Origin of the sequence: Clostridioides sp. ES-S-0005-03 (assembly GCF_020658455.1) — a bacterium.
In the GTDB taxonomy this organism is placed as follows: Bacteria; Bacillota; Clostridia; order Peptostreptococcales; family Peptostreptococcaceae; genus Clostridioides.
In genome coordinates this window covers 1230168-1250739 of sequence record NZ_JACVWI010000001.1, presented here as the reverse complement: position 1 = coordinate 1250739, position 20572 = coordinate 1230168, and the positions used below count along the sequence as shown (strand labels likewise).

Sequence of the window (20572 nt, the reverse complement as noted above, 5' to 3'; positions counted from 1 at the left end):
GAACACGCAGGTGTTCTCTTTTTTAAAAAATAGAAAAAATGGATATGAAGGATTGAAATAGGAGGTTTCTGATGGATAAACCAATGTACAAAAGGGTATTGTTAAAATTAAGTGGAGAAGCATTAGCGGGAGAAAGAGGTTTTGGTATAAATAATGATGTAGTTAATGATATTGCTATTGCTATTAAAAAAATACAAGAAATAGGTGTTGAAGTGGCTGTAGTTGTAGGTGGAGGAAACTTCTGGAGAGGTAGAACTAGCGAAGGAATGGATAGAACTACTGCTGACTATATAGGTATGTTAGCTACAGTTATGAATGCAATGGCATTACAAGATGCACTAGAAAATATAGACGTTGCTACAAGAGTTCAAACTGCTATAGATATGAGACAAATTGCAGAACCATATATAAGAAGAAGAGCAGTTAGACATTTAGAAAAGGAAAGAGTTGTTATATTTGGTGCAGGAACTGGAAACCCTTACTTTACAACAGATACAACTGCTGCTTTACGTGCTGCTGAAATGGAAGCAGAAGTTATTTTGTTAGCTAAAAATGTTGATGCAGTATATGACAAGGATCCAAAAGTACATGCAGATGCTAAGAAATTTACAGAATTAAGCTATATGGAAGTTATACAAAAAGAATTAAAAGTTATGGATTCTACAGCTACATCTTTATGTATGGATAATAAGATTCCAATAAAGGTATTTGAGCTTACAACGGAGAATATAATAAGAGCAGTAAAAGGTGAAAATATAGGAACTACTGTAAAATAATGAAGAATGAAGGAGGAGTAAAATTATGAAACTAGAAATACATAAGCAGTTAGAAGAGAAAATGAATGGGACAATTGATGCTTTAAAGTTCGAATTTGGAACTATAAGAGCAGGAAGAGCCAATGCACAAATGTTAGACAAAATAAGAGTTGATTATTATGGAACTCCAACTCCAATAAATCAAATTGGTGCTATATCTGTACCAGAGCCAAGAATACTAATGATATCTCCTTGGGATAAATCTGCTATGCATGAAATAGAAAAAGCTATAGCTAACTCAGATTTAGGATTGAATCCATCTAATGATGGTGAAGTTATAAGACTTTCTGTACCAGCTTTAACAGAGGAAAGAAGAAAAGAATTAGCTAAAAAGGCCAGTAAAGCTTCAGAAGAATTTAAAGTTAGAATAAGAAATGAAAGAAGAGACGCCAATGAAAAAATTAAGAAAATGGAAAAAGGCGGAGAAATAACAGAAGATGAATTAAAGAAAGCACAAGATGAAGTTCAAAAAATGACTGATAAATTTATAAAAGAAATAGATACATTATTGGCTAAAAAAGAAAAGGATATAATGGAGGTATAATATTGAAAAAATATTATAACCTTTTAGGTCTTCATATAGATGAGGTAAAACAGTATTTTGATGAACAAAATGTAGCTTATACCATAAAATCTATTGAAGGTAAAAAGGATAAAGATAAACTTGTAGTTCCTAGAGTTATAAAAATATCTGAGATAGGTGATAGTGTAGAACTAATAATCACATACTTTTCTGACTCCTTAATTTAAGGAGTCAGAACAATATTGGAGGCAAAATATGAATAACAACATCATGTATGACATAGACTTAAATAACATACCTACTCATATTGCTATTATAATGGATGGGAATGGAAGATGGGCAAAATCCAGATTTCTTCCAAGAACTGCAGGACATAAGGCTGGAGTAGAAACTATAAGAGATATAGTTAAAGAATGTTCAAATTTAGGTGTTAAGCACTTGACACTATATGCATTTTCAACAGAAAATTGGAAAAGACCAAAACTTGAAGTTGATACACTTATGAACTTATTATCTACATACTTAAGAAATGAAATAGCTGAACTGCATCAAAATAATGTAAAAGTAACAGCTATAGGAGAGATAAGTGCTTTACCAAAAACTTGTATAAGAGAATTAAATTCAGCTAAGGAAATGACAAAAGACAATACAGGAGTTAACTTAAATTTAGCATTGAACTATGGAAGTAGGGCAGATATAAAAAATGCTCTTATAGATATAGTAAAAAATTGTGAAAGTGGTAAAATAGATATAAACAATATTGATGAAGATATTATAAAAAACTATTTAAGCACAAAGTCTATACCAGATCCAGACTTGGTCATAAGAACAAGTGGGGAACAAAGATTGAGTAACTTTTTACTTTGGGAAGTTGCTTATTCTGAGTTTTACTTTACTGATATACATTGGCCTGATTTCAACAAAGAAGAATTACAAAAGGCTATATATTTATATCAAAAAAGAGATAGAAGATTTGGAGGACTTAAGTAAGGAGATTATTTTATGCTTACAAGAATTATTGCTTCACTAGCTCTGGTTCCATTATTTCTATTTGTTGTATATGGAGGGATTCCTCTTTATATAGCTGAGATGGCAATAGTTTATATTGCATTACATGAATTTTATAAAGCATTTAAAATAAAAGATATACATCCAATATTTATTATAGGGTATATATTTTCTATTTATTTAGCTGTAAAAAATATTTTTAACTTACCATTGGAATATACTTATGCAGTGCTTTTCATTTTATTTTTAGCAAGTATAATTTATATGTTGATGGGCAAAAGCAATGTTATAGATGTTTCGATTACATTTTTAGGAGTTTTTTATATAGGAGTATTTTTAGATTTTATAGTTATAACTATAAATAGCTTTGAAAGAGGGAATATCTATGTATGGCTTATATTTGTAATATCTTTTATGACAGATATATTTGCATATTTTAGTGGCTATTTACTTGGCAAACATAAGTTAATCCCTAAAGTGAGTCCTAAAAAGACTGTAGAAGGAGCTATTGGAGGAATAATAGGAAGTACACTTTGTTGTATTTTATTTGGGTATTTATTTGGTATTGATTTGCTTCAATTGGCTATAATAGGAAGCATAGGAAGTATAATAGCTCAATTAGGAGATTTATTTGCATCCTCAATAAAGAGATATGTAGGGATAAAGGATTATGGAAAGATAATACCTGGTCATGGGGGTATATTAGATAGATTCGATAGTGTTATATTAGTAGCACCTTTTGTATATAATACTATTAAATTTTTTATTAGATAAAGATTGGTTGGTTTTAAAAAGGCAGTCTATAATTGCTAGTAATGAAAATAGCTATGTAACTTTTAAAAAGCAGAAGAATTCTGTGAGTATTTAGTTACATGGCTATTTTCATTTTTTTATAATTTAGAAAATATTGTAAAAAATCTTTTTTTATTTAATAATTTCGACATTTTTAAATATAGTATCTTTTTATAAGCTATATATCTTAATATAACTAATTTATTCTCAATTATAAATTTTATTTTTATGTATAATTAATAAGTCATAAGTATATTATTGATTTTATTTGATAAGTATGGGTATAATTTAAGTAATATATCAAAAAAAAGGAAAATACTTCCAAAATATGATAAAATAAATTCAAATAGTTAAATTCTCAATAAATAATATATTTTACTTGTTTATTGAAATATATTAGGTACTCCATCTTCAACATCATCAAGTTGATGATGTAAATTTAAAGTATACCAGTATAAAAATAGCTTTTGAATTAGGTAAGAATTTATTATATATATAAAAATTTTCATAACTAGAAAATCTTATTGGAATTAAAAAAATAATAGAAAAAAGTTTATTTCAAGAAGTTAAAGCAATTTAGGGGGGATGGATTAATAGGCATGTTAACTAATAATATTATAGACAAATTAACGAATTTAAATGGAAATTACAATTTGAGAATGATGCTTTCAAGTCTAGAAACACAGAAAAAGCCATATGGTATTATGTTTATTGGAATTGATGATTTCGAACAAATTAATAACTTATATTCTTATTCATTTGGAGATAGGGTTTTAAAAAAGTTTTCTAAATCTATTTTACCTTTTTTACCTGAAGATATAAGTTTATATAGATTAGATGGAAATGGTTTTGGAATTTTGTATCCAAATGGAGATTGTTATGAATTAACAAAACTCTTTAATAGGTTTCAAGATATCGCACAATGTATAAAACAGATTAATGGACATGCTATTTCATTTACTATATCAGGAAGTATTTGTTTTTATCCAAAAGATGGTATAGATTGTGATACACTATACCAAAATGCACGTGTTACATTTGAAAAAGCAAAAAAGCAAGGGAAAAAAACACTAATTGTCTATTCAAAAGATGAGTTGACTTTTTCGCAGTATTCTATACAGTTGATAGAGTATCTAAGAGAAAGTGTATTAAATAATTTTAAAGGATTTTATTTAAATTATCAACCACTTATTTTTAACAATAGTAAGAAACTATATGGATGCGAAGTATTGCTTCGTTGGAGAAATCCTAATTTTGAAATGAAACTTGGTCCAACTGAATTTATACCTTTTTTAGAATCTTCTGGGCTTATGGATACAGTTAGTCAATGGGTAATTAAAACAGCTTTAAAGCAATTAAAAGTATGGACAAAATATATGCCAAATTTCAATATGAATATAAATGTGTCATATCAGCAGCTTGAAGACCCTAGCTTCAAGTTTTTTATTTTAGACACTATAAAGCAAGAGGGTATATCTCCATCTCTGATTACATTGGAATTAACAGAAAATAATAACATAAAACAAATAGAAGAAATAAGGAGTTCTTTTGATTTTCTTCGAAGTCAAGGTATTAAGATTACATTCGACAGCTTTGGAGCAAAACATTCATCTTTAGAAATTTTTCGTGAACTAAGTGCTGATTCTTTAAAAATTAATCATACTCTTTTAAACCGTATTACATATGATGTAATAGACCAAAAAATCGTCTCTCAAATTATTAATCTATGTCATAGTATGAATATGTCCGTTTATGTGGAAGGAATTGAAAATAAAGAAACTTTAAAAATAATTGAACAGATGAGACCAGAAATATTGCAAGGATTTTATTATAATGAGCCTATAAACGCAGAGAAGTTTTATGAGCATTACTTTGAAAAGAATATTGAGAGCATTAATTATCAGGAAGATGTTATATCAAAAGAACTTTCTATAGAAAAAGAAAAAAGTATGGTATATTCTGCCTTTACTCCAACACATTCAATGAATATAAAAGAATTGGTTGATAATGCTTATGCAGGCATATTTCAAGTAGGAATGAACCCTGAATTTACTTTTCTTACATGTAATGAAGGCTATAGAAGGATGTTAGGTTATACCATTAAAGAGATGGAAGAAAAATTTAAAAATCAAGCATTAGGATTTGTGCATCCAGATGATATGGAATATGTGAATTATGAAATTAGAAGGCAACTTGGAATTAGCGATATAGTTACAATTGAATTTAGGGTAGTAAAATCTGATGGAACTCCTATATGGATACTTGGAACAGGCAATGTAGTAAAAGGTAAGCAGGGTTCTAAAAGTTTAATTGTAGTCATAATAGAAAATGATAGGCTTAAGAAAAGGTCTTTAGAGATGGAAGAATCCTATTGGAAATACAGAAGAGTTTTAGATAATATTCCTGCTTGTGTAAAATGTATCCATTTTGATGAAAATTTTACTTTAGATTATATTTCTCCTAGCTTTATATCATTGATAGGTTATACAGAAAAAGAAATTAAAAGTAAGTTTGATGGAAAGTATATCAATTTAATTATAGAAGAAGATAGAAGAGTTGTACTTGGAGATATGATAAGCCAAGTTAATTCTGGAGATATAGTTACACTTCATTATCATGTTAGATGTAAAGATAATCGTTTGATTTCTTTAGAAACGATTTCTAGATTATGTGAAAATGATAAAGATGGCAAGAAGTACTTTTATTCAAGTATTGTGGATGTAACAGAGGCAACAGATGTAACTTCTGAAAAAAGTGATAAAAAATCTAATAGACTTGTTAATCGCTATCAAACAGCCTTAAAACAATGGGGAGATATATTATTTGAATATAGTTTTAAGGATGGTACAATAACATTTTCTGATAACTATTATAGTATATTTGAGATAGAACCAAGAGGAACAATTTCTGAACAATTATCAAATATTTATGAAGAAGACCATCAGATTTTACTTGACGCTTTAGAAAATGCACGTATTGGTAATAAGCCAGAAGCAATAGAGATACGTATACGTTCTAAAGATAACGTACATTTATGGTGTTCTATAGTATTTAATGAACCTGATAAGATTGGAGATGCTACTATATCGATACTAGGTAAAATAAGAAATATTGATGAAGAAAAGAGAGAGTATAATAAGTTAATTGAGCAATCTCAAAATGATTTAATGACAGGATTACTAAATAAAAGTACTACTGAGGAAAAGATAAGACACATGTTGCTATCAGTTGATGAAAATAAGAAATATGCATTATTTATGATTGATGTAGATAATTTTAAGGATGTTAATGATACTATGGGGCATGTATTTGGAGATAAAATCTTAATTGAGTTAGCGGAATGTCTAAAAAGTAATTTTAGGAAAACAGATATTGTTGGCCGTGTTGGAGGTGATGAATTTATAGCATTTATGGAGTATAATGGAGATAAAGAAAGCCTACAAAAAAAAGGTCATGATATATTAAAAAGATTAGATACCACGTTTACATATGATAAATTATGTTTTGAAGTAAGTGTAAGTATAGGTATTTCTAGATACCCAGAAGATGGGAAACAGTTTTACGAGTTGTATCATCGTGCAGATAGTGCATTGTATAGAGCAAAAGAAGAAGGTAAAAATACATATTGTATGTTTTCCATCTAAAAATAAAATCAATCAAACACATGTTACTACAAAGCTTTTGTAATCACCTTTACTAAGCGATTAGTTATTTGTAAGTTATATAGATACATTATAATAGAGGTAACTGAAAGTGCTTTTAATGAAATATCAGAGCCAGTTAATTCAATTTTAGAAAAGCTTACTTAAAGAAACCTTTAATTGAGAAAAAGTCTACAAGTATCATTTAGTACATTATTAAAATGTCACATCGTATAGATATGTATGTTGTATGTTAAGGAATTGAAACTAAGAAAGACTTAGATTTTTTAAAGACTATTAAATGTGATGTGGGACAAGAATTTTATTTTTCTAGACCAATAGAAGAAAAAGAATTTTTTAATAAATATGTGACTGAAAAATAATATAAATATTGTAAAAGTGTAATAAGTACATAACATGCTAGAAGAATTAAAAAATTTGTAATTAAAATTAGCAATAGATAAAAAGCATTAGTAATGTAACTAATGCTTTTTCTTATTGGCTTTATTTAGATTAATAATCATAAGAATAAAATGTTCATATAATAATTGAGTTGATTTCAATTTGATTTTATTAATAATGTAATTATGTTATTTGCACAATGTCCAGTATTCATAACCAAAGATACTCTTTCTTTTACAAAGTTGAACTGAGTTATTTTTATTTGTCGAATCATACATGTTATTAGTAACTTTCATTTTTTTTATTTTATTATTTACATTTATTTTAAGATAGTAATCGTTCCCAGAGCGAGAAGGATTTATTTCTTTATCAACAACTGTTACAAATTCAAACTCAGGTTTATCTAATGTTGCTATATAATTTAATGCTGGTGTTGTAGAAAAACTAAGAATAAATGTAGATAAGGTAACCAGTAATACTTTAAGTTTTGTTTCATATCTTTTTTTGATAATTAATACTAAGGCATAAAAAATTAACAACACTATCATGTAAATAGCAGAAAAACTAAATCTTTCGTTATTTGGTGTATTTAGGGTGTTTGTTGATAAAAGTAGAGTTAACATAGATAATGAACATGCTGTTAAAGGAAATGGTATATGATACTTTCTTGATTCTTTTGCTTTAGGTATTTCTAGTAGCATTTTAGGATATAGCCATAAATACATCATCCAACTGAATAGTAATATAAATATATAGATGGAAAATTAAATTTTCATAGGAGTAAGGAGAGCAATGATAGCAAGTATTGTTAGTAAATAACGAATAATACAAGTAACCTTTTTTTCTTTTTCTATGACAGCTAAAGTCCATCTATTTTTTATAAATTCATTTTCTCTTTTTTCACTCTGTTTCATTTAATAACCCTCTATTAATAGTATAGTTTTTTAATCCATTACTTTGTTTTATTTTAACATATTTATATAAAAAAGTAACATTGAAGTTTTTTATTTTTTAGAATGTTATGTTAACTTGGGATAATGATTATACAAATTTATAATCAGAAGAAATTACTTCTATCATTACTTAAAGTTAATAAATATAATTTTCTGTAAAGCTTTTTAATTAGATACAGATTATTTTAAAACATATTTTTGATAGGTGCTATTTATTGTTATATTAAAATGAATTTATTTATCAATATTGAAAGAACATGTTTTTAGCCAATTTTGAATAAATGATTATTTATCGAAAAAGATGAAAATTTTTCAAAATAGATAAAATATGATAAAATAGATTTTAGAAGAGGTGATAAAATGATTTCATACACTCCATTGTGGAAATTGCTAATTGATAGAAAAATAAGAAAGATGGAATTTGTAAATATATCAGGTATAAGTATTTCTGTTTTAGGTAGATTAGGAAATGATAAGTCTGTTTCTATGGATACAATGGAAAAGATATGTTTAGCACTAGACTGTAAAATAGAAGATGTTGTAGAAATAAAAAAGGATGTTTAATGATGCTAAAATATTTTAATAATATTGTAAAAAACATATAAAGAATAGGTAAGGTTTAATTTAATAGATAGAGTTTTATTGGATTAAAAATAAAAGTAACTATATGTGAATAAATTAAAATTAAAGAGTAATGCTATAATGTAAACTAAATATATTTTTCCAGTAATTATATGAAGTTTTTGTGAATAGTAAAAATAATTGTTTTAGTAGTGTTATAATGTCTTGGTAGGGTATATTTATTATTAGAAAGGATTATTATATGAAAAAAATATCAATTTTAGGTTCTACAGGCTCTATAGGTAAGCAAACCTTAGATGTAGTTAGAGAAAATAGAGACAAGTTTGAGGTAGTTGCAATATCAGCTAATAGCAGTATTGAATTACTACTTGAACAAATTGTAGAATTTAGACCTAAATATGTAACAGTTTTTGAGGAAAGCAAAGCATTAAAATTAAAAGAAATATTGCCGCAAAATATAGAGATAGAAGTTTTAACAGGAATGGAAGGTTTAAAAATAATTTCATCACTAGATGAAATTGATGTACTTTTAACTGCTGTTGTGGGAATGATAGGATTGGTCCCAACACTTTGTGCTATAAAGAAGGGAATAGATATAGCATTAGCGAATAAAGAGACATTAGTAACTGCTGGAGAGCTTGTAATGGCAGAGGCAAAAAAATATAATGTAAATATTCTTCCCGTTGATAGTGAACATAGTGCTATATTTCAGTGTTTAAATGGAGAGAATAATAAAAATATAGAAAAAATAATACTTACAGCTTCTGGTGGTCCATTTAGAGGAAAGAAAAAAGAAGAACTTTTAAATATAACTAAAAATGAAGCTTTAAAGCATCCAAACTGGAGTATGGGAAGAAAAATAAGTATTGACTCTTCAACTCTTATGAATAAAGGACTAGAAGTAATAGAAGCTAAATGGCTATTTGGAGTAAAACAAGAAAATATAGATGTAGTAGTTCATCCACAAAGCATAATTCACTCAATGGTACAGTATACAGATAGTTCTATAATTGCACAATTAGGATGTCCAGATATGAGGTTGCCTATACAATATGCTCTTACATATCCAGATAGAATGGAAAGTAATTTTGAAAGAATGAATTTTTCAAAATTTAGTACTTTAACCTTTGAAGAACCAGACTTAGAGACTTTTCCATGTTTAAAATTAGCTTATGAATGTCTAAAGATGGGTGGAACTTATTCTTCTGTTTTAAATTCTGCAAATGAAGTTTTGGTAAGTGAATTTTTAGAGGATAAAATTGGTTTCTATGACATACCATATTACATAGAGAAAACTTTAGAGGTTCATAAAAGCATAAGCAAACCAACGTTAGAACAAATTTTAGAAACAGATAGATGGAGTAGAGCTTATGTTGAAAATCTGATAAAAAAATAGGAAGGTGAATTTATGACTATAATAGCTGCATTAATACTATTTAGTATAATTGTATTAATACATGAATTAGGACATTTTATATTTGCAAAAAGAAGTGGGATTAAGGTAAATGAGTTTTCTATAGGTATGGGACCTAAGATATATAGTGTAAAAAAAGATACAGAGTATTCCATAAGAGCTCTTCCAATTGGTGGATATGTAAGTATGGAGGGTGAAGACGAAGAACAAATAAGTCCAAATTCTTTTGGAAATAAATCTATACTACAAAGATTTAGTACTATTGTAGCAGGACCAATATTTAATATAATACTGGCAGCAATACTTTTAGTACCAGTGTTTTTGTATATAGGTTCTCCAACTACTACACTTGGAAAAATAATGCAAGATACTCCTGCACAAGCAGTAGGACTTCAAGTAGGAGATAAGATAAATAAAATAAATGGTAATTCTGTTAAGACTTGGGATGAAGTTGCAAATATTATAAATACTTCTTCTGGTGGAGAATTGAAGCTTAGTATAACTAGGAATGGAAATGATAAAGTTGTAAATGTAATTCCTAAAGATAACAATGGAAAGTATGAAATAGGAATTCAGCCACAAAGAGAAAAAGATTTCTTTGGTTCAATAGTAAATGCATGTAAAACTACTGTGGATATGACAAAACAGATGTTAACATTTTTAGGTCAAATGGTTACAGGACGTGTACCAGGAGGAATTGGTAATGCTGTTGCAGGACCAGTAGGTGTTATTGGTATGGTATCAGATGCAGCCCAAACAGGTCTTATAAATGTAGTCTATTTGGCAGCTGTCATAAGTTTAAATCTAGGTATAGTAAACTTATTACCAATACCAGCCCTTGATGGTTGGAGAATACTTATGTTATTATTAGAAGCTGTTAGAGGCGGTAAAAAACTTGACCCAAATAAAGAAGGTATGATAAATGTAGTTGGATTTGGAGCCTTAATGTTATTTATGCTTTTTATAACATATAAAGATATATTAAGGTTATTTCAATAATTTAACTTTATATAAAGTTTAAAAAAGCTATGTAGTTTTAAGTGAGAATAAATTAATTTTAAAAGGTTAAATTTATTCTTAGTTGTTTAACTATATAGCTTTTTAATTTATAATATATATGTAGTTTGTAGTATTTTTTAAGATATTGAATAATTTTAATATAAAATAATATATAGAGGTGAAATATGAGTTACAATAGAAGAAACACAAGAGAAGTTAGCGTTGGGAGTGTAAAAATAGGAGGAGAAAATCCTATAAGCATACAATCTATGACAAATACTGATACAAGAGATGCAGAGGCTACAATAGCTCAAATAAAAAGATTAGAAGAAGCTGGTTGTGATATAGTTAGAGTTGCTGTTCCTGATATGGAAGCAGCTAAAAATATAGGAAAGATAAAGTCTAATGTAAATATACCTGTTATTGCGGATATACATTTTGATTATAAGTTAGCACTTGAAGCTATAGAACAGGGTGTAGATGGTGTTAGAATAAATCCTGGTAATATTGGAAACATAGAAAGAGTTAGAATGGTTGTTGAGAAATGCAAGGAAAAAAATCTAAAAATTAGAATTGGTGTTAATGGGGGTTCTTTAGAAAAAGAACTTTTAAATAAATATGGTTCTGCAACTGCTGAAGCATTAGTTGAAAGTGCTATGGGACATATTAAGATTCTTGAAGATTTAGGTTTTTATAATATAGTTATTTCTCTAAAATCATCTGATATTTATAAAACTGTTGATGCATATGAATTAATATCAAAGAAAGTTGATTATCCTCTTCATATTGGAATTACTGAATCTGGAAGTGTTCATAAAGGAACAATAAAGTCTTCTATAGGTGTGGGAGCACTTCTTCTTAAAGGGATTGGAGATACTGTCAGAATATCTTTGACAGGTGACCCTGTTGAAGAGGTTGTTGTTGGTAAACAGATTTTAAGAAGTTTGGGTCTTTTAAATGACAAGATTAAAGTTATATCATGTCCTACATGTGGAAGATGTAATATAGATTTAATTAGTGTTGTAAATGAAGTTGAGGATAAAATTGGTAGTATGGAAAAAGATATTACTGTTGCAATTATGGGGTGTGCTGTAAACGGACCTGGAGAGGCTAGAGAAGCCGATATAGGCATTGCTGGTGGTAAGGGTGAAGGTCTTTTATTTAAAAAGGGTGAAATTGTAAGAATGATTAATGGTGATAAATTGGTTGATGAGTTACTGGAGGAAATTGATAAGTTATAGAGTATATATTTAAAACATATTAAACAGCTAGATGATTAAATACTTTTAGAATAAACTTTATCTATAGTATTTAATTATCTAGCTGTTTTAAATTTTAACATTTTATAGTTGTATAATACTTTGTTTTTGATATTTTAACAGTATAAAGCTGAATTAACAAAGTTGATAGAATAAAATTGATTTAAAATTTAAGTTAAATGATTTGTCGAACAAAAAAATAAAATTTTAAAGGAAAAAGTTGTTTAATAAAGAAATTATTAGATAGAAGTTATTTTTTATAATTTATTGTTGTTAAATAGATACAAAGGTCTTAATATATTTAGTTTATTAATATCAATTATCAGAAAATGGGGGGTGTTTATGAATTGGTTAAATGTATAGAATTATCAGTGAAGGTATACCTTCTTGAAAATATTTATTTAGATAATGTAGCCAGAGAAATATGCAAATTAATAGATGATACATTAATTATGGAAGATAAATATAGAGAGTTTCATAATAAAAATGAATTTAAGTATTATTCTTTCAATCTGCTATATCCTTTAGAAAAGGATAAAATTTATAAGAAGGATTGCATCTACACTTTTATTATTAGAACAGTAGATAGTGAGTTAGGAACTTATTTTATGAGGAATCTAAAAAATCAATATTCTGATAAAATAAAGGTCATTACAATGAGTAAAAAAGTAATTCCTAAAAAACATATTGAAAGTATTTATTCTATTACTCCAGTGATAGCAAAGTTTGAGGATGGATATTGGAAGGGTAGTAATACAGTAGAAGATCTGGAGAAAAGAATTAGAGAAAATTTAATAAAAAAATACAACGAATTTACCAACAGCAAGATAGATGAAAATTTTGAATTATTTAATATGATTAAGTTTATAAACAAAAAACCTATTTCCATGAAATATAAAAATATATCCTTACTTGGAGATAAAATAAGTTTTAAAGTATCAGAAAATGATATGGCTCAAGAAATTGCAAACTTTGCACTTGGAGTAGGGGTTGGAGAAATCAATTCTCGTGGATTTGGTTTTGTAAACTATAGATGGTTATAGGAGGTGAAGATTTGTTAAAGGATTGCTTAGAGATTTTTGAAAAAGAATATAGGGATATAGGGAATAGTCTTATAACAGATAATTATGTTTTATCTGAGGGCTCATATGTATTGGTAAAAGATTTTTCTATCATAGAAAAATTGGAAGTTTCAAAGGGTAATAGAGATAATACAGAAGAATTATATAGCAAGTTTTCAAAACTGGATTACTTGTCAAAACTGGTAGATATGAATAAACCTATTGATGACAAAAAGATAATTCATAGTAATAACTATCTTTCATTTTTTATTAAAAAAGAAAATTTAAGACCTGACAAAAATAACAGCATAAAGCTTACAGAAGATATTATTAATAACTATTATGATGTGTTACTAAATCCAGGGCTTAAATATGATAAAAAGAAAAAAGAAATATTTGATTCTATGGAAAAAAAATATGGTAGAACAGATGAAAATAATCTAAATAAGGTAAAGGTGTGGATAAAAAATAATATATTTACTTTAGTTGAAGATGTAAAAAAAGATAAAAACTATTTAAAAATATTTTTTGATGAAGAGATAGATATATACAATATAGAAAGTCAAAAATATGTAATTCCCAATATATATAATAAAAATGATTTTAATGTAACTATTGATGGTAAAACCTATGGATTACCAAACAATAATATGCAATTAAATGCAAAAAAGCCATTTTTAGAATTAAAAACACGAAAGAAAAACTCAACACCATATCTAATTGATGAAGATGAAGTTTTGTTACAGAAAGCTTTCTTTGATTATTTAATGAATAAAGCATCCAGTGGAGAAGAATTAGTATATATAAGTAGTGAAAAAGGAATCCATAGAAAAGCTGATATACCAAATGAGTTTAGTGGATATATACTGAGGATAAAAAAGGGTAAAGAATTAGAAATACATGATTTTGATACTGTGGTAAATTTAAATACTAAAATAAAAAAAATAAATGTAAAGTTTGTAATACCAATAGAATATGACAAGTATGGTTTAAATCCAAGTTTAGAAGTAGGATATATTAATAATCTTAAAAAATTAGAAAAAACTATTGATACTATATATTTTAATACATTTATGTGTAATAGTTATTTCAGAGAAGTTAAAGAAATAAACTTAAATGATTTAATTCTAAGAGATATATTGGTTAGAAATAGAGATGGGTTATATACATGGTTTTATAAAGGTAGGGATAATATAGTAAGACAAACTTTTTCAAACTATTCTATGGAGATAATTAAAAATTCTATAAAAAACAATAACTATGTAAAAGCCAAGGAACAGTATAACTTAAGAATAGCTATAATAAATTATTTTTATGGAGGATATAAAATGGCAGATAAAATAAAATATATTAGTGAATCTTTATTTGAAAAAATAAATTCTAAACAAACACAATGTATACAAAGTGATGAAGAATACTATTTTGCAATTGGACAATTAGCTTCATATCTTATATCTAAAAATAAGTCATCAAAAAATAAAAACCATTCTCTAATTAATCCTATATTAAATGCACGAAATAAGGAAAAGCTTATGCTAGAGATAAGGAAGTTGTTTAAAAAATATAATTATGCCATAGATTATGGTAGTAAGAGGTTTGATAATTTATATGCTATGATTGTAGGATATGAAGTAGAAGATAAAAAAATTAATGGGGATTTATTAATAGGTGGTTACCTATATTCTAATTTAATATATACAAAAAGAGAGGAGAAAGAAGATGAATAAGAGAGTATATGGGGTGTTAGGAATAAAATCTGTAATGTCAAATTGGAATGCTGATTTTTCTGGATATCCAAAAACTATATCAACAGGAGAAATTTTTGGAAGTGACAAAGCTCTTAAATTTCCTATGAAGAAAATGTGGGAAAATGAAGGTGAAAAAGTATTATATATAAAGTCATTAAAAATAGATGAATCTAAGAAAGGAGAAATCAAAGTCAGACCAAAGTCACTAAAAGAGAGATATGAAGAATTGTTTGATATAGAAGATTTAAAGGTAGAAAAAAATCAACAAAATGTGTTAGAAAATTTATTTAAAGCTATTGATGTCAAAAACTTTGGAGCTACATTTGCAGAAGTAGGAAATAATATAGGAATTACAGGAGCAGTACAAATTGGTCAAGGATTTAATAAGTATGAAGATAGCAATGTCGAAGAGCAACAAATACTTTCTCCATTTAGAGACCCAAAAGCTAAAGATAAGAAAAAATCGACAAATGAAGAAGAAAAGGAAGATGCTAATTCAACTACTTTAGGTAAAAAAATAGTTAGTGATGAAGCGCATTATTTTTATCCTTTTTCAATAAATCCAAAGGCCTATGAAGCTTTTGTTAGTATGGGTGTAACTGAGGGGTATACTGAAAATGATTATAAAAAATTTAAAGAAGTTGCTCTAGTGAGTGCGACTGCGTTTAATACAAATTCAAAAATCGGATGTGAAAATGAATTTGCAATATTTATTGAAACAAATGAAGAAGTATATTTACCAGATTTAACTCAATATATAGCATTTAAAAAGAAAGAAAATGAAAATGATTTAATTTCTTTAAATATGATTGACTTAATGATTGACTTAGCAGAAGAAATTAATAGTATAGAAATATATTATAATCCATATAAAACAGAAATAAAGCCTTCCAAAGAGAAAATAGCATCAAAATTAGATAAAGTAAAGTTTATAAATATATTTACAAGAAAAGAGGTATAAGATGGAAGTCTTAAAATTTAACCTAAGTGGGAGAACTGCATTTTTTAAAAAGCCAGATGTAAATAGTATAGTTTGTTTTACTTATGGAAATATACATAAAGTCGCACTTATGGGAATTTTGGGAGCTTGCTTGGGACTTAAGGGATATAATCAACAGACTAAAGATGACGAATATCCTGAATTCTACTCTGAACTTGAGAATATAAAAATATCGATAGTTCCAAAAAATGAATTTGGATATATAGATAAAAAGATTCAGAGATTTAATAATTCTGTAGGATATGCTTCAAAAGAAGAAGGGGGAAATCTAATAGTAAAAGAGCAATGGCTTGAAAATCCTAGTTGGGATATATATATACAATTAGAAGATACAGATATTTGTAGAGATTTGAAAAATAGATTTTTATCTAATAAATTTGTTTACATACCTTATTTAGGAAAAAACGACCATATAGCAAATATAAGTGGAATTGAACTAATTAGTGATGCTTATAAATCAGAAAGTGTTGATAAAATAGATAGTTTTTTTACAAGGGAAGATTTTGAATTTGAGAAATATGATTTTGATGATGATGACGATGATTATGAAGAACCTTTTAAGTATCAAGAGAAGCTTCCTTGTAAGTTAGATAGAATAACTAATCAATATATTTTAGAAACCATAATATTTACTAATATGCCAGTTAAATTGCTTAGTAAAAAAGATGTATATAAAGTAAGGGATATGAATTTAATATTTATTTAAATTTATAAGTCCAGGAGGGATATATGTATTTTGAAAAAGTTGAATTATTTGATATAAATAGCAATGTAAATAATTATCAAAATATTTATGCACATATAAATAAGGATAAATCTCCAGAAACTTTGAAAGAACATTCAGATTTGGTATACTCATACTTTATGAAATTATGTGTCAAAAAAGATTTAGAATCTTGTTTAAAAAGAATAGAAGATAAATTTTTTAAAAATAACTCTTATTTAAGTAAGGATTTTTATAGAGAACTTATGTTAAATATGGTTTACATGCATGATTTAGGTAAAATTAATGTTTCATTTCAATCTGTAAAAATGAACAATAAAAATTTTAAAAGTATTTCAACAAGATATACTAAACATTCTTTTATTTCGTCTATATTGTATTTTGATTATTATTTTGAAAAGTTAAAGAAAGTTGATGTTGAAGAGAAAAAGATATTGAAGTTGTTTTTAATGATAAATACATATGTAATATCAAAGCACCATGGAGTCTTGAAATCATTTAGGGAATTTTTATCTTCTTTTGAGAATGAATTTGTAAATATTGAAGATAATTTTAAAGATTTATTTATACATAATTATAATTTAGAGATTAAATCAACTTCAAAAACTATTAAAAAAATAATTAGTGATACATATAAGTATTTGGATGATAGTTCTATAAAAGATGGTTTAGATATAGACGTATATATATATTCAAAATTAATGTTTGCAATTGTTACATCTTGTGATTTTTATGCCACATCAGAATATAATAGTGGAAAATCTATAAATGATTTTGGGACTATTGATAATCATAATAAATATTATGATGTATTTAAAAAATCTAAAATATATGAAAATATGAATAGGTACAGAGAATATCTAAATAACGATGAAAAATGCCCATATGGAGATAATGATATAAATAAATTGAGAACAGAGATGAGTATAGAAGTTGAAGAAACAATGACGTGTAATCTAAGTAAAAATATATTTTACTTAGAATCACCTACTGGAAGTGGAAAAACTGTTACATCTATAAATTTAGCATTAAAATTTATAGAATTAAATCAATCATTAAGTAAAATATTTTATATATTTCCATTCAATACATTAGTAGAACAAACCAAAAGTGTATTTATAAATGATTTGTTTAATTCTGTTAAAGATATAGAAAAGGATGTTGTGGTTATAAATTCTATAACTCCGATACAGACCTATGATGACGAAGAAGATAATAAAGATGTTAAAGACTATAGCACAAAACAAAAAATTGACTATGAAAAATCCTTGCTAAATAGACAGTTTTTACACTATCCTATAGTACTTACTACTAACATAGGTTTTTTTAATTATTTATTTGGAGTTTCAAGAGAAGAAAGTTTCCCATTGATACATATGATAAATAGTGTAGTTATATTAGATGAGATACAAAGCTATAAAAATGAGATATGGAAAGAGATTATTTTATTCTTAGAAAAGTATGCTGAAATATTAAATATAAAAATTATTATAATGTCTGCAACTTTACCTAGATTAAATAAATTAGGATGTAATGATGATAATTTTGCTTATTTAGTAAGGTACAGAGATAAGTATTTTAAGAATCCACTTTTTAAAGATAGAGTAAATATAAGTTTTGAAATGTTAAATTCAGAAGTTAATTCTATTGAAGAAATAGCAAAAAAGGTTGTAGAGGAATCAGAAAGATATAATAAGATACTAATAGAGTTTATAAAGAAATCATCAGCATTAGAATTTTACAAGGATATTAAAGAAAAGTTGAAGGATAAGTCAGAAAGCATTTATTTAATAACGGGAGATGATAATAAATTAGAGAGAAAAAAAATAATAAATAAAATTAAAGATATAGGATCTGTAATCTTAGTTGCTACACAAGTTGTAGAAGCTGGAGTGGATATAGATATGGATTTGGGATTTAAAGATATATCTATAATTGATTCAGACGAACAATTTTTGGGAAGGATAAATAGGTCTTGTAAAAAATTAAATTCAAAAGTTTATTTTTTTAATTTAGATGATGCAAAAGAGATATATAGGAAAGATATTAGAAAAGAGAAAAATTTAACCCTGAATGAGGAGAGCAATAGAGAAATTATTTTAGAAAAAGATTTTGAAAAGTACTACGACAAAATAATAGCTAGAATAGAAGAAAATAAAAATAAACATAATGACGAAAATATAGATGTTTTTACAAATGATGTTGTAGGTAAATTAGATTTTAAATCAGTAAATAAAAGGATGACATTGATAGATAAATTAAGAGATTATACAATTTTTTTGAACACTCAAGTAGAAGATGAATCTGGAAATATAGTTGTAGGAAGTGATGTTTGGGAAGATTATGTTTCTCTATTAAAAAACAATGATATTGACTATTCTGAAAAAAGAGTAAAGATGTCTGACATTATGGAAAAATTAGATTATTTTACATATAAACTTCGTAAATTTGATAATTCATTTAATGATTATATAGGAGATATTTTTTATATTGATGATGGTGAACAGTATTTTACAGATGGTAAATTTGATAGAAGCAAATTTAATGAAAATGTAGAACATGAGTATATATGGTAAGGTTAGATTAGAAATAGGATATATAGTATAGTGTAATTAAAATTTATCCCAAGCTAGTAAATGAAGAATAGTTTCTAAGTATTGAAATTTAAATATTTTATAACTTTTATAGATTTTTTATGATTAGCTGGGATAAAAAATCTATATATCAGTCTTTTCAATGTGTTTAAAAGCAATATCCTTTTAAGAGATATTGCTTTTACAGTGGTTAAACAGTAACATGAGATGTATTTAAATTCAAATAATAATTGCCACCAACCTTGACCATTTGAAGTTAAACAGTAACATGAGATGTATTTAAATAGATGTAGATGGAAAAGATATAACACCTCCAGTATAGTTAAACAGTAACATGAGATGTATTTAAATTTCCATCGAAAATTCTTATAGATGTTTGTATCGTAGGTTAAACAGTAACATGAGATGTATTTAAATAAATCTAACCCTTGATTCCGTTCAACTTGATTCTCTGTTAAACAGTAACATGAGATGTATTTAAATAAAAGAAATTCTTTAATTGTAAGAGGTTTATAACGTGTTAAACAGTAACATGAGATGTATTTAAATTCCGTAAGTAGCGGCGAGCGAACGCGGAATAGCCCGTTAAACAGTAACATGAGATGTATTTAAATTAACATTCCCCTCTATATAGAATTACTCAATAAACCGTTAAACAGTAACATGAGATGTATTTAAATTAGAAAAAAGTGTACATTGACAACTAAATATCCCCCGTTAAACAGTAACATGAGATGTATTTAAATAGCATTCGTCTGTAGTCAGCCCCATATCGTTATGGTGTTAAACAGTAACATGAGATGTATTTAAATTAGACATCACGTACACTTTTATTTAATGCACTATAGGTTAAACAGTAACATGAGATGTATTTAAATAGCATAAAAGACAGCAGAGATATAAGAGCGATTATTGTTAAACAGTAACATGAGATGTATTTAAATTTAAGAGTAGAGAGCAGACTAATAAAGCTATCAGCGTTAAACAGTAACATGAGATGTATTTAAATTGACCTAGGGGTAGGTCACCACATGACTTACATACCGTTAAACAGTAA

Annotated in this window: 17 protein-coding genes and 1 CRISPR repeat array (1 of these 18 running past the window's edge); of the genes, 15 read left to right on the top strand and 2 right to left on the bottom strand. The window is 26.6% G+C overall.

What is annotated here, in order from left to right; all coding sequences use genetic code 11:
* Positions 1-71: 71 nt before the first annotated feature.
* The 6 genes from pyrH (at position 72) to IC218_RS05930 (ending at position 6782) form a co-directional block, all read left to right on the top strand.
* Entirely contained in the window at positions 72-776 is a 705-nt protein-coding gene (gene pyrH / locus IC218_RS05955) for a UMP kinase (RefSeq protein ID WP_003430597.1), read from the top strand.
* 25 nt (positions 777-801) lie between these two features.
* Complete coding sequence (gene frr / locus IC218_RS05950; protein WP_227434791.1) at positions 802-1359, top strand: ribosome recycling factor; 558 nt, start codon at positions 802-804, stop codon at positions 1357-1359.
* A 2-nt stretch (positions 1360-1361) separates the two neighbouring features.
* Complete coding sequence (locus tag IC218_RS05945) at positions 1362-1565, top strand: hypothetical protein (protein WP_227434790.1); 204 nt, start codon at positions 1362-1364, stop codon at positions 1563-1565.
* 28 nt (positions 1566-1593) lie between these two features.
* Complete coding sequence (locus IC218_RS05940) at positions 1594-2328, top strand: isoprenyl transferase (protein WP_227434789.1); 735 nt, start codon at positions 1594-1596, stop codon at positions 2326-2328.
* Positions 2329-2340: 12 nt separating this feature from the next.
* On the top strand, positions 2341-3120 hold the full coding sequence (locus tag IC218_RS05935) for a phosphatidate cytidylyltransferase (RefSeq protein WP_227434788.1): 780 nt from the start codon (positions 2341-2343) through the stop codon (positions 3118-3120).
* 617 nt (positions 3121-3737) lie between these two features.
* Positions 3738-6782 carry a diguanylate cyclase domain-containing protein gene (locus IC218_RS05930; protein WP_227482549.1) on the top strand — a complete coding sequence of 1015 codons (3045 nt, stop codon included), beginning with the start codon at positions 3738-3740 and terminating at the stop codon, positions 6780-6782.
* A 587-nt stretch (positions 6783-7369) separates the two neighbouring features.
* Here the strand turns inward: IC218_RS05930 and IC218_RS05925 are convergent.
* Positions 7370-7906: a hypothetical protein gene (locus tag IC218_RS05925; protein ID WP_227824020.1), complete on the bottom strand. Its 537-nt coding sequence runs from the start codon at positions 7904-7906 to the stop codon at positions 7370-7372.
* Positions 7907-7945: 39 nt separating this feature from the next.
* Positions 7946-8095: a hypothetical protein gene (locus IC218_RS05920; protein ID WP_227434785.1), complete on the bottom strand. Its 150-nt coding sequence runs from the start codon at positions 8093-8095 to the stop codon at positions 7946-7948.
* Positions 8096-8494: 399 nt separating this feature from the next.
* On the opposite strand from IC218_RS05920, the gene IC218_RS05915 reads away from it, so the two are divergent.
* The 9 genes from IC218_RS05915 to cas3 all read left to right on the top strand — a co-directional run bounded on the left by IC218_RS05915 (position 8495) and on the right by cas3 (position 19497).
* On the top strand, positions 8495-8698 hold the full coding sequence (locus IC218_RS05915) for a helix-turn-helix domain-containing protein (protein WP_227434784.1): 204 nt from the start codon (positions 8495-8497) through the stop codon (positions 8696-8698).
* A 259-nt stretch (positions 8699-8957) separates the two neighbouring features.
* On the top strand, positions 8958-10112 hold the full coding sequence (locus IC218_RS05910) for a 1-deoxy-D-xylulose-5-phosphate reductoisomerase (protein ID WP_227434783.1): 1155 nt from the start codon (positions 8958-8960) through the stop codon (positions 10110-10112).
* 12 nt (positions 10113-10124) lie between these two features.
* The gene (gene rseP, locus IC218_RS05905) at positions 10125-11129 is read left to right on the top strand and encodes an RIP metalloprotease RseP (protein ID WP_227824019.1); all 1005 of its coding nucleotides are present in this window, start codon (positions 10125-10127) and stop codon (positions 11127-11129) included.
* A 185-nt stretch (positions 11130-11314) separates the two neighbouring features.
* Positions 11315-12370, top strand: coding sequence for a flavodoxin-dependent (E)-4-hydroxy-3-methylbut-2-enyl-diphosphate synthase (gene ispG / locus IC218_RS05900; protein WP_227824018.1), 1056 nt, complete (start codon positions 11315-11317; stop codon positions 12368-12370).
* A 365-nt stretch (positions 12371-12735) separates the two neighbouring features.
* A complete protein-coding gene (gene cas6 / locus IC218_RS05895; RefSeq protein WP_227824017.1) occupies positions 12736-13431 on the top strand; it encodes a CRISPR-associated endoribonuclease Cas6 in 696 nt (231 codons plus the stop codon).
* An 11-nt stretch (positions 13432-13442) separates the two neighbouring features.
* Positions 13443-15176: a CRISPR-associated protein Cse4 gene (locus IC218_RS05890; RefSeq protein WP_227824016.1), complete on the top strand. Its 1734-nt coding sequence runs from the start codon at positions 13443-13445 to the stop codon at positions 15174-15176.
* Complete coding sequence (locus IC218_RS05885; protein WP_227824015.1) at positions 15169-16158, top strand: type I CRISPR-associated protein Cas7; 990 nt, start codon at positions 15169-15171, stop codon at positions 16156-16158. Before IC218_RS05890 ends, IC218_RS05885 begins: the two co-directional genes overlap by 8 nt.
* Position 16159: 1 nt before the next feature.
* On the top strand, positions 16160-16903 hold the full coding sequence (gene cas5b, locus IC218_RS05880; protein WP_227824014.1) for a type I-B CRISPR-associated protein Cas5b: 744 nt from the start codon (positions 16160-16162) through the stop codon (positions 16901-16903).
* 23 nt (positions 16904-16926) lie between these two features.
* A complete protein-coding gene (cas3, locus tag IC218_RS05875; RefSeq protein ID WP_227824013.1) occupies positions 16927-19497 on the top strand; it encodes a CRISPR-associated helicase Cas3' in 2571 nt (856 codons plus the stop codon).
* Between the two features lie 207 nt (positions 19498-19704).
* Positions 19705-20572: a CRISPR direct-repeat array (repeat unit 30 nt; unit sequence GTTAAACAGTAACATGAGATGTATTTAAAT); it runs 1258 nt beyond the window's last position.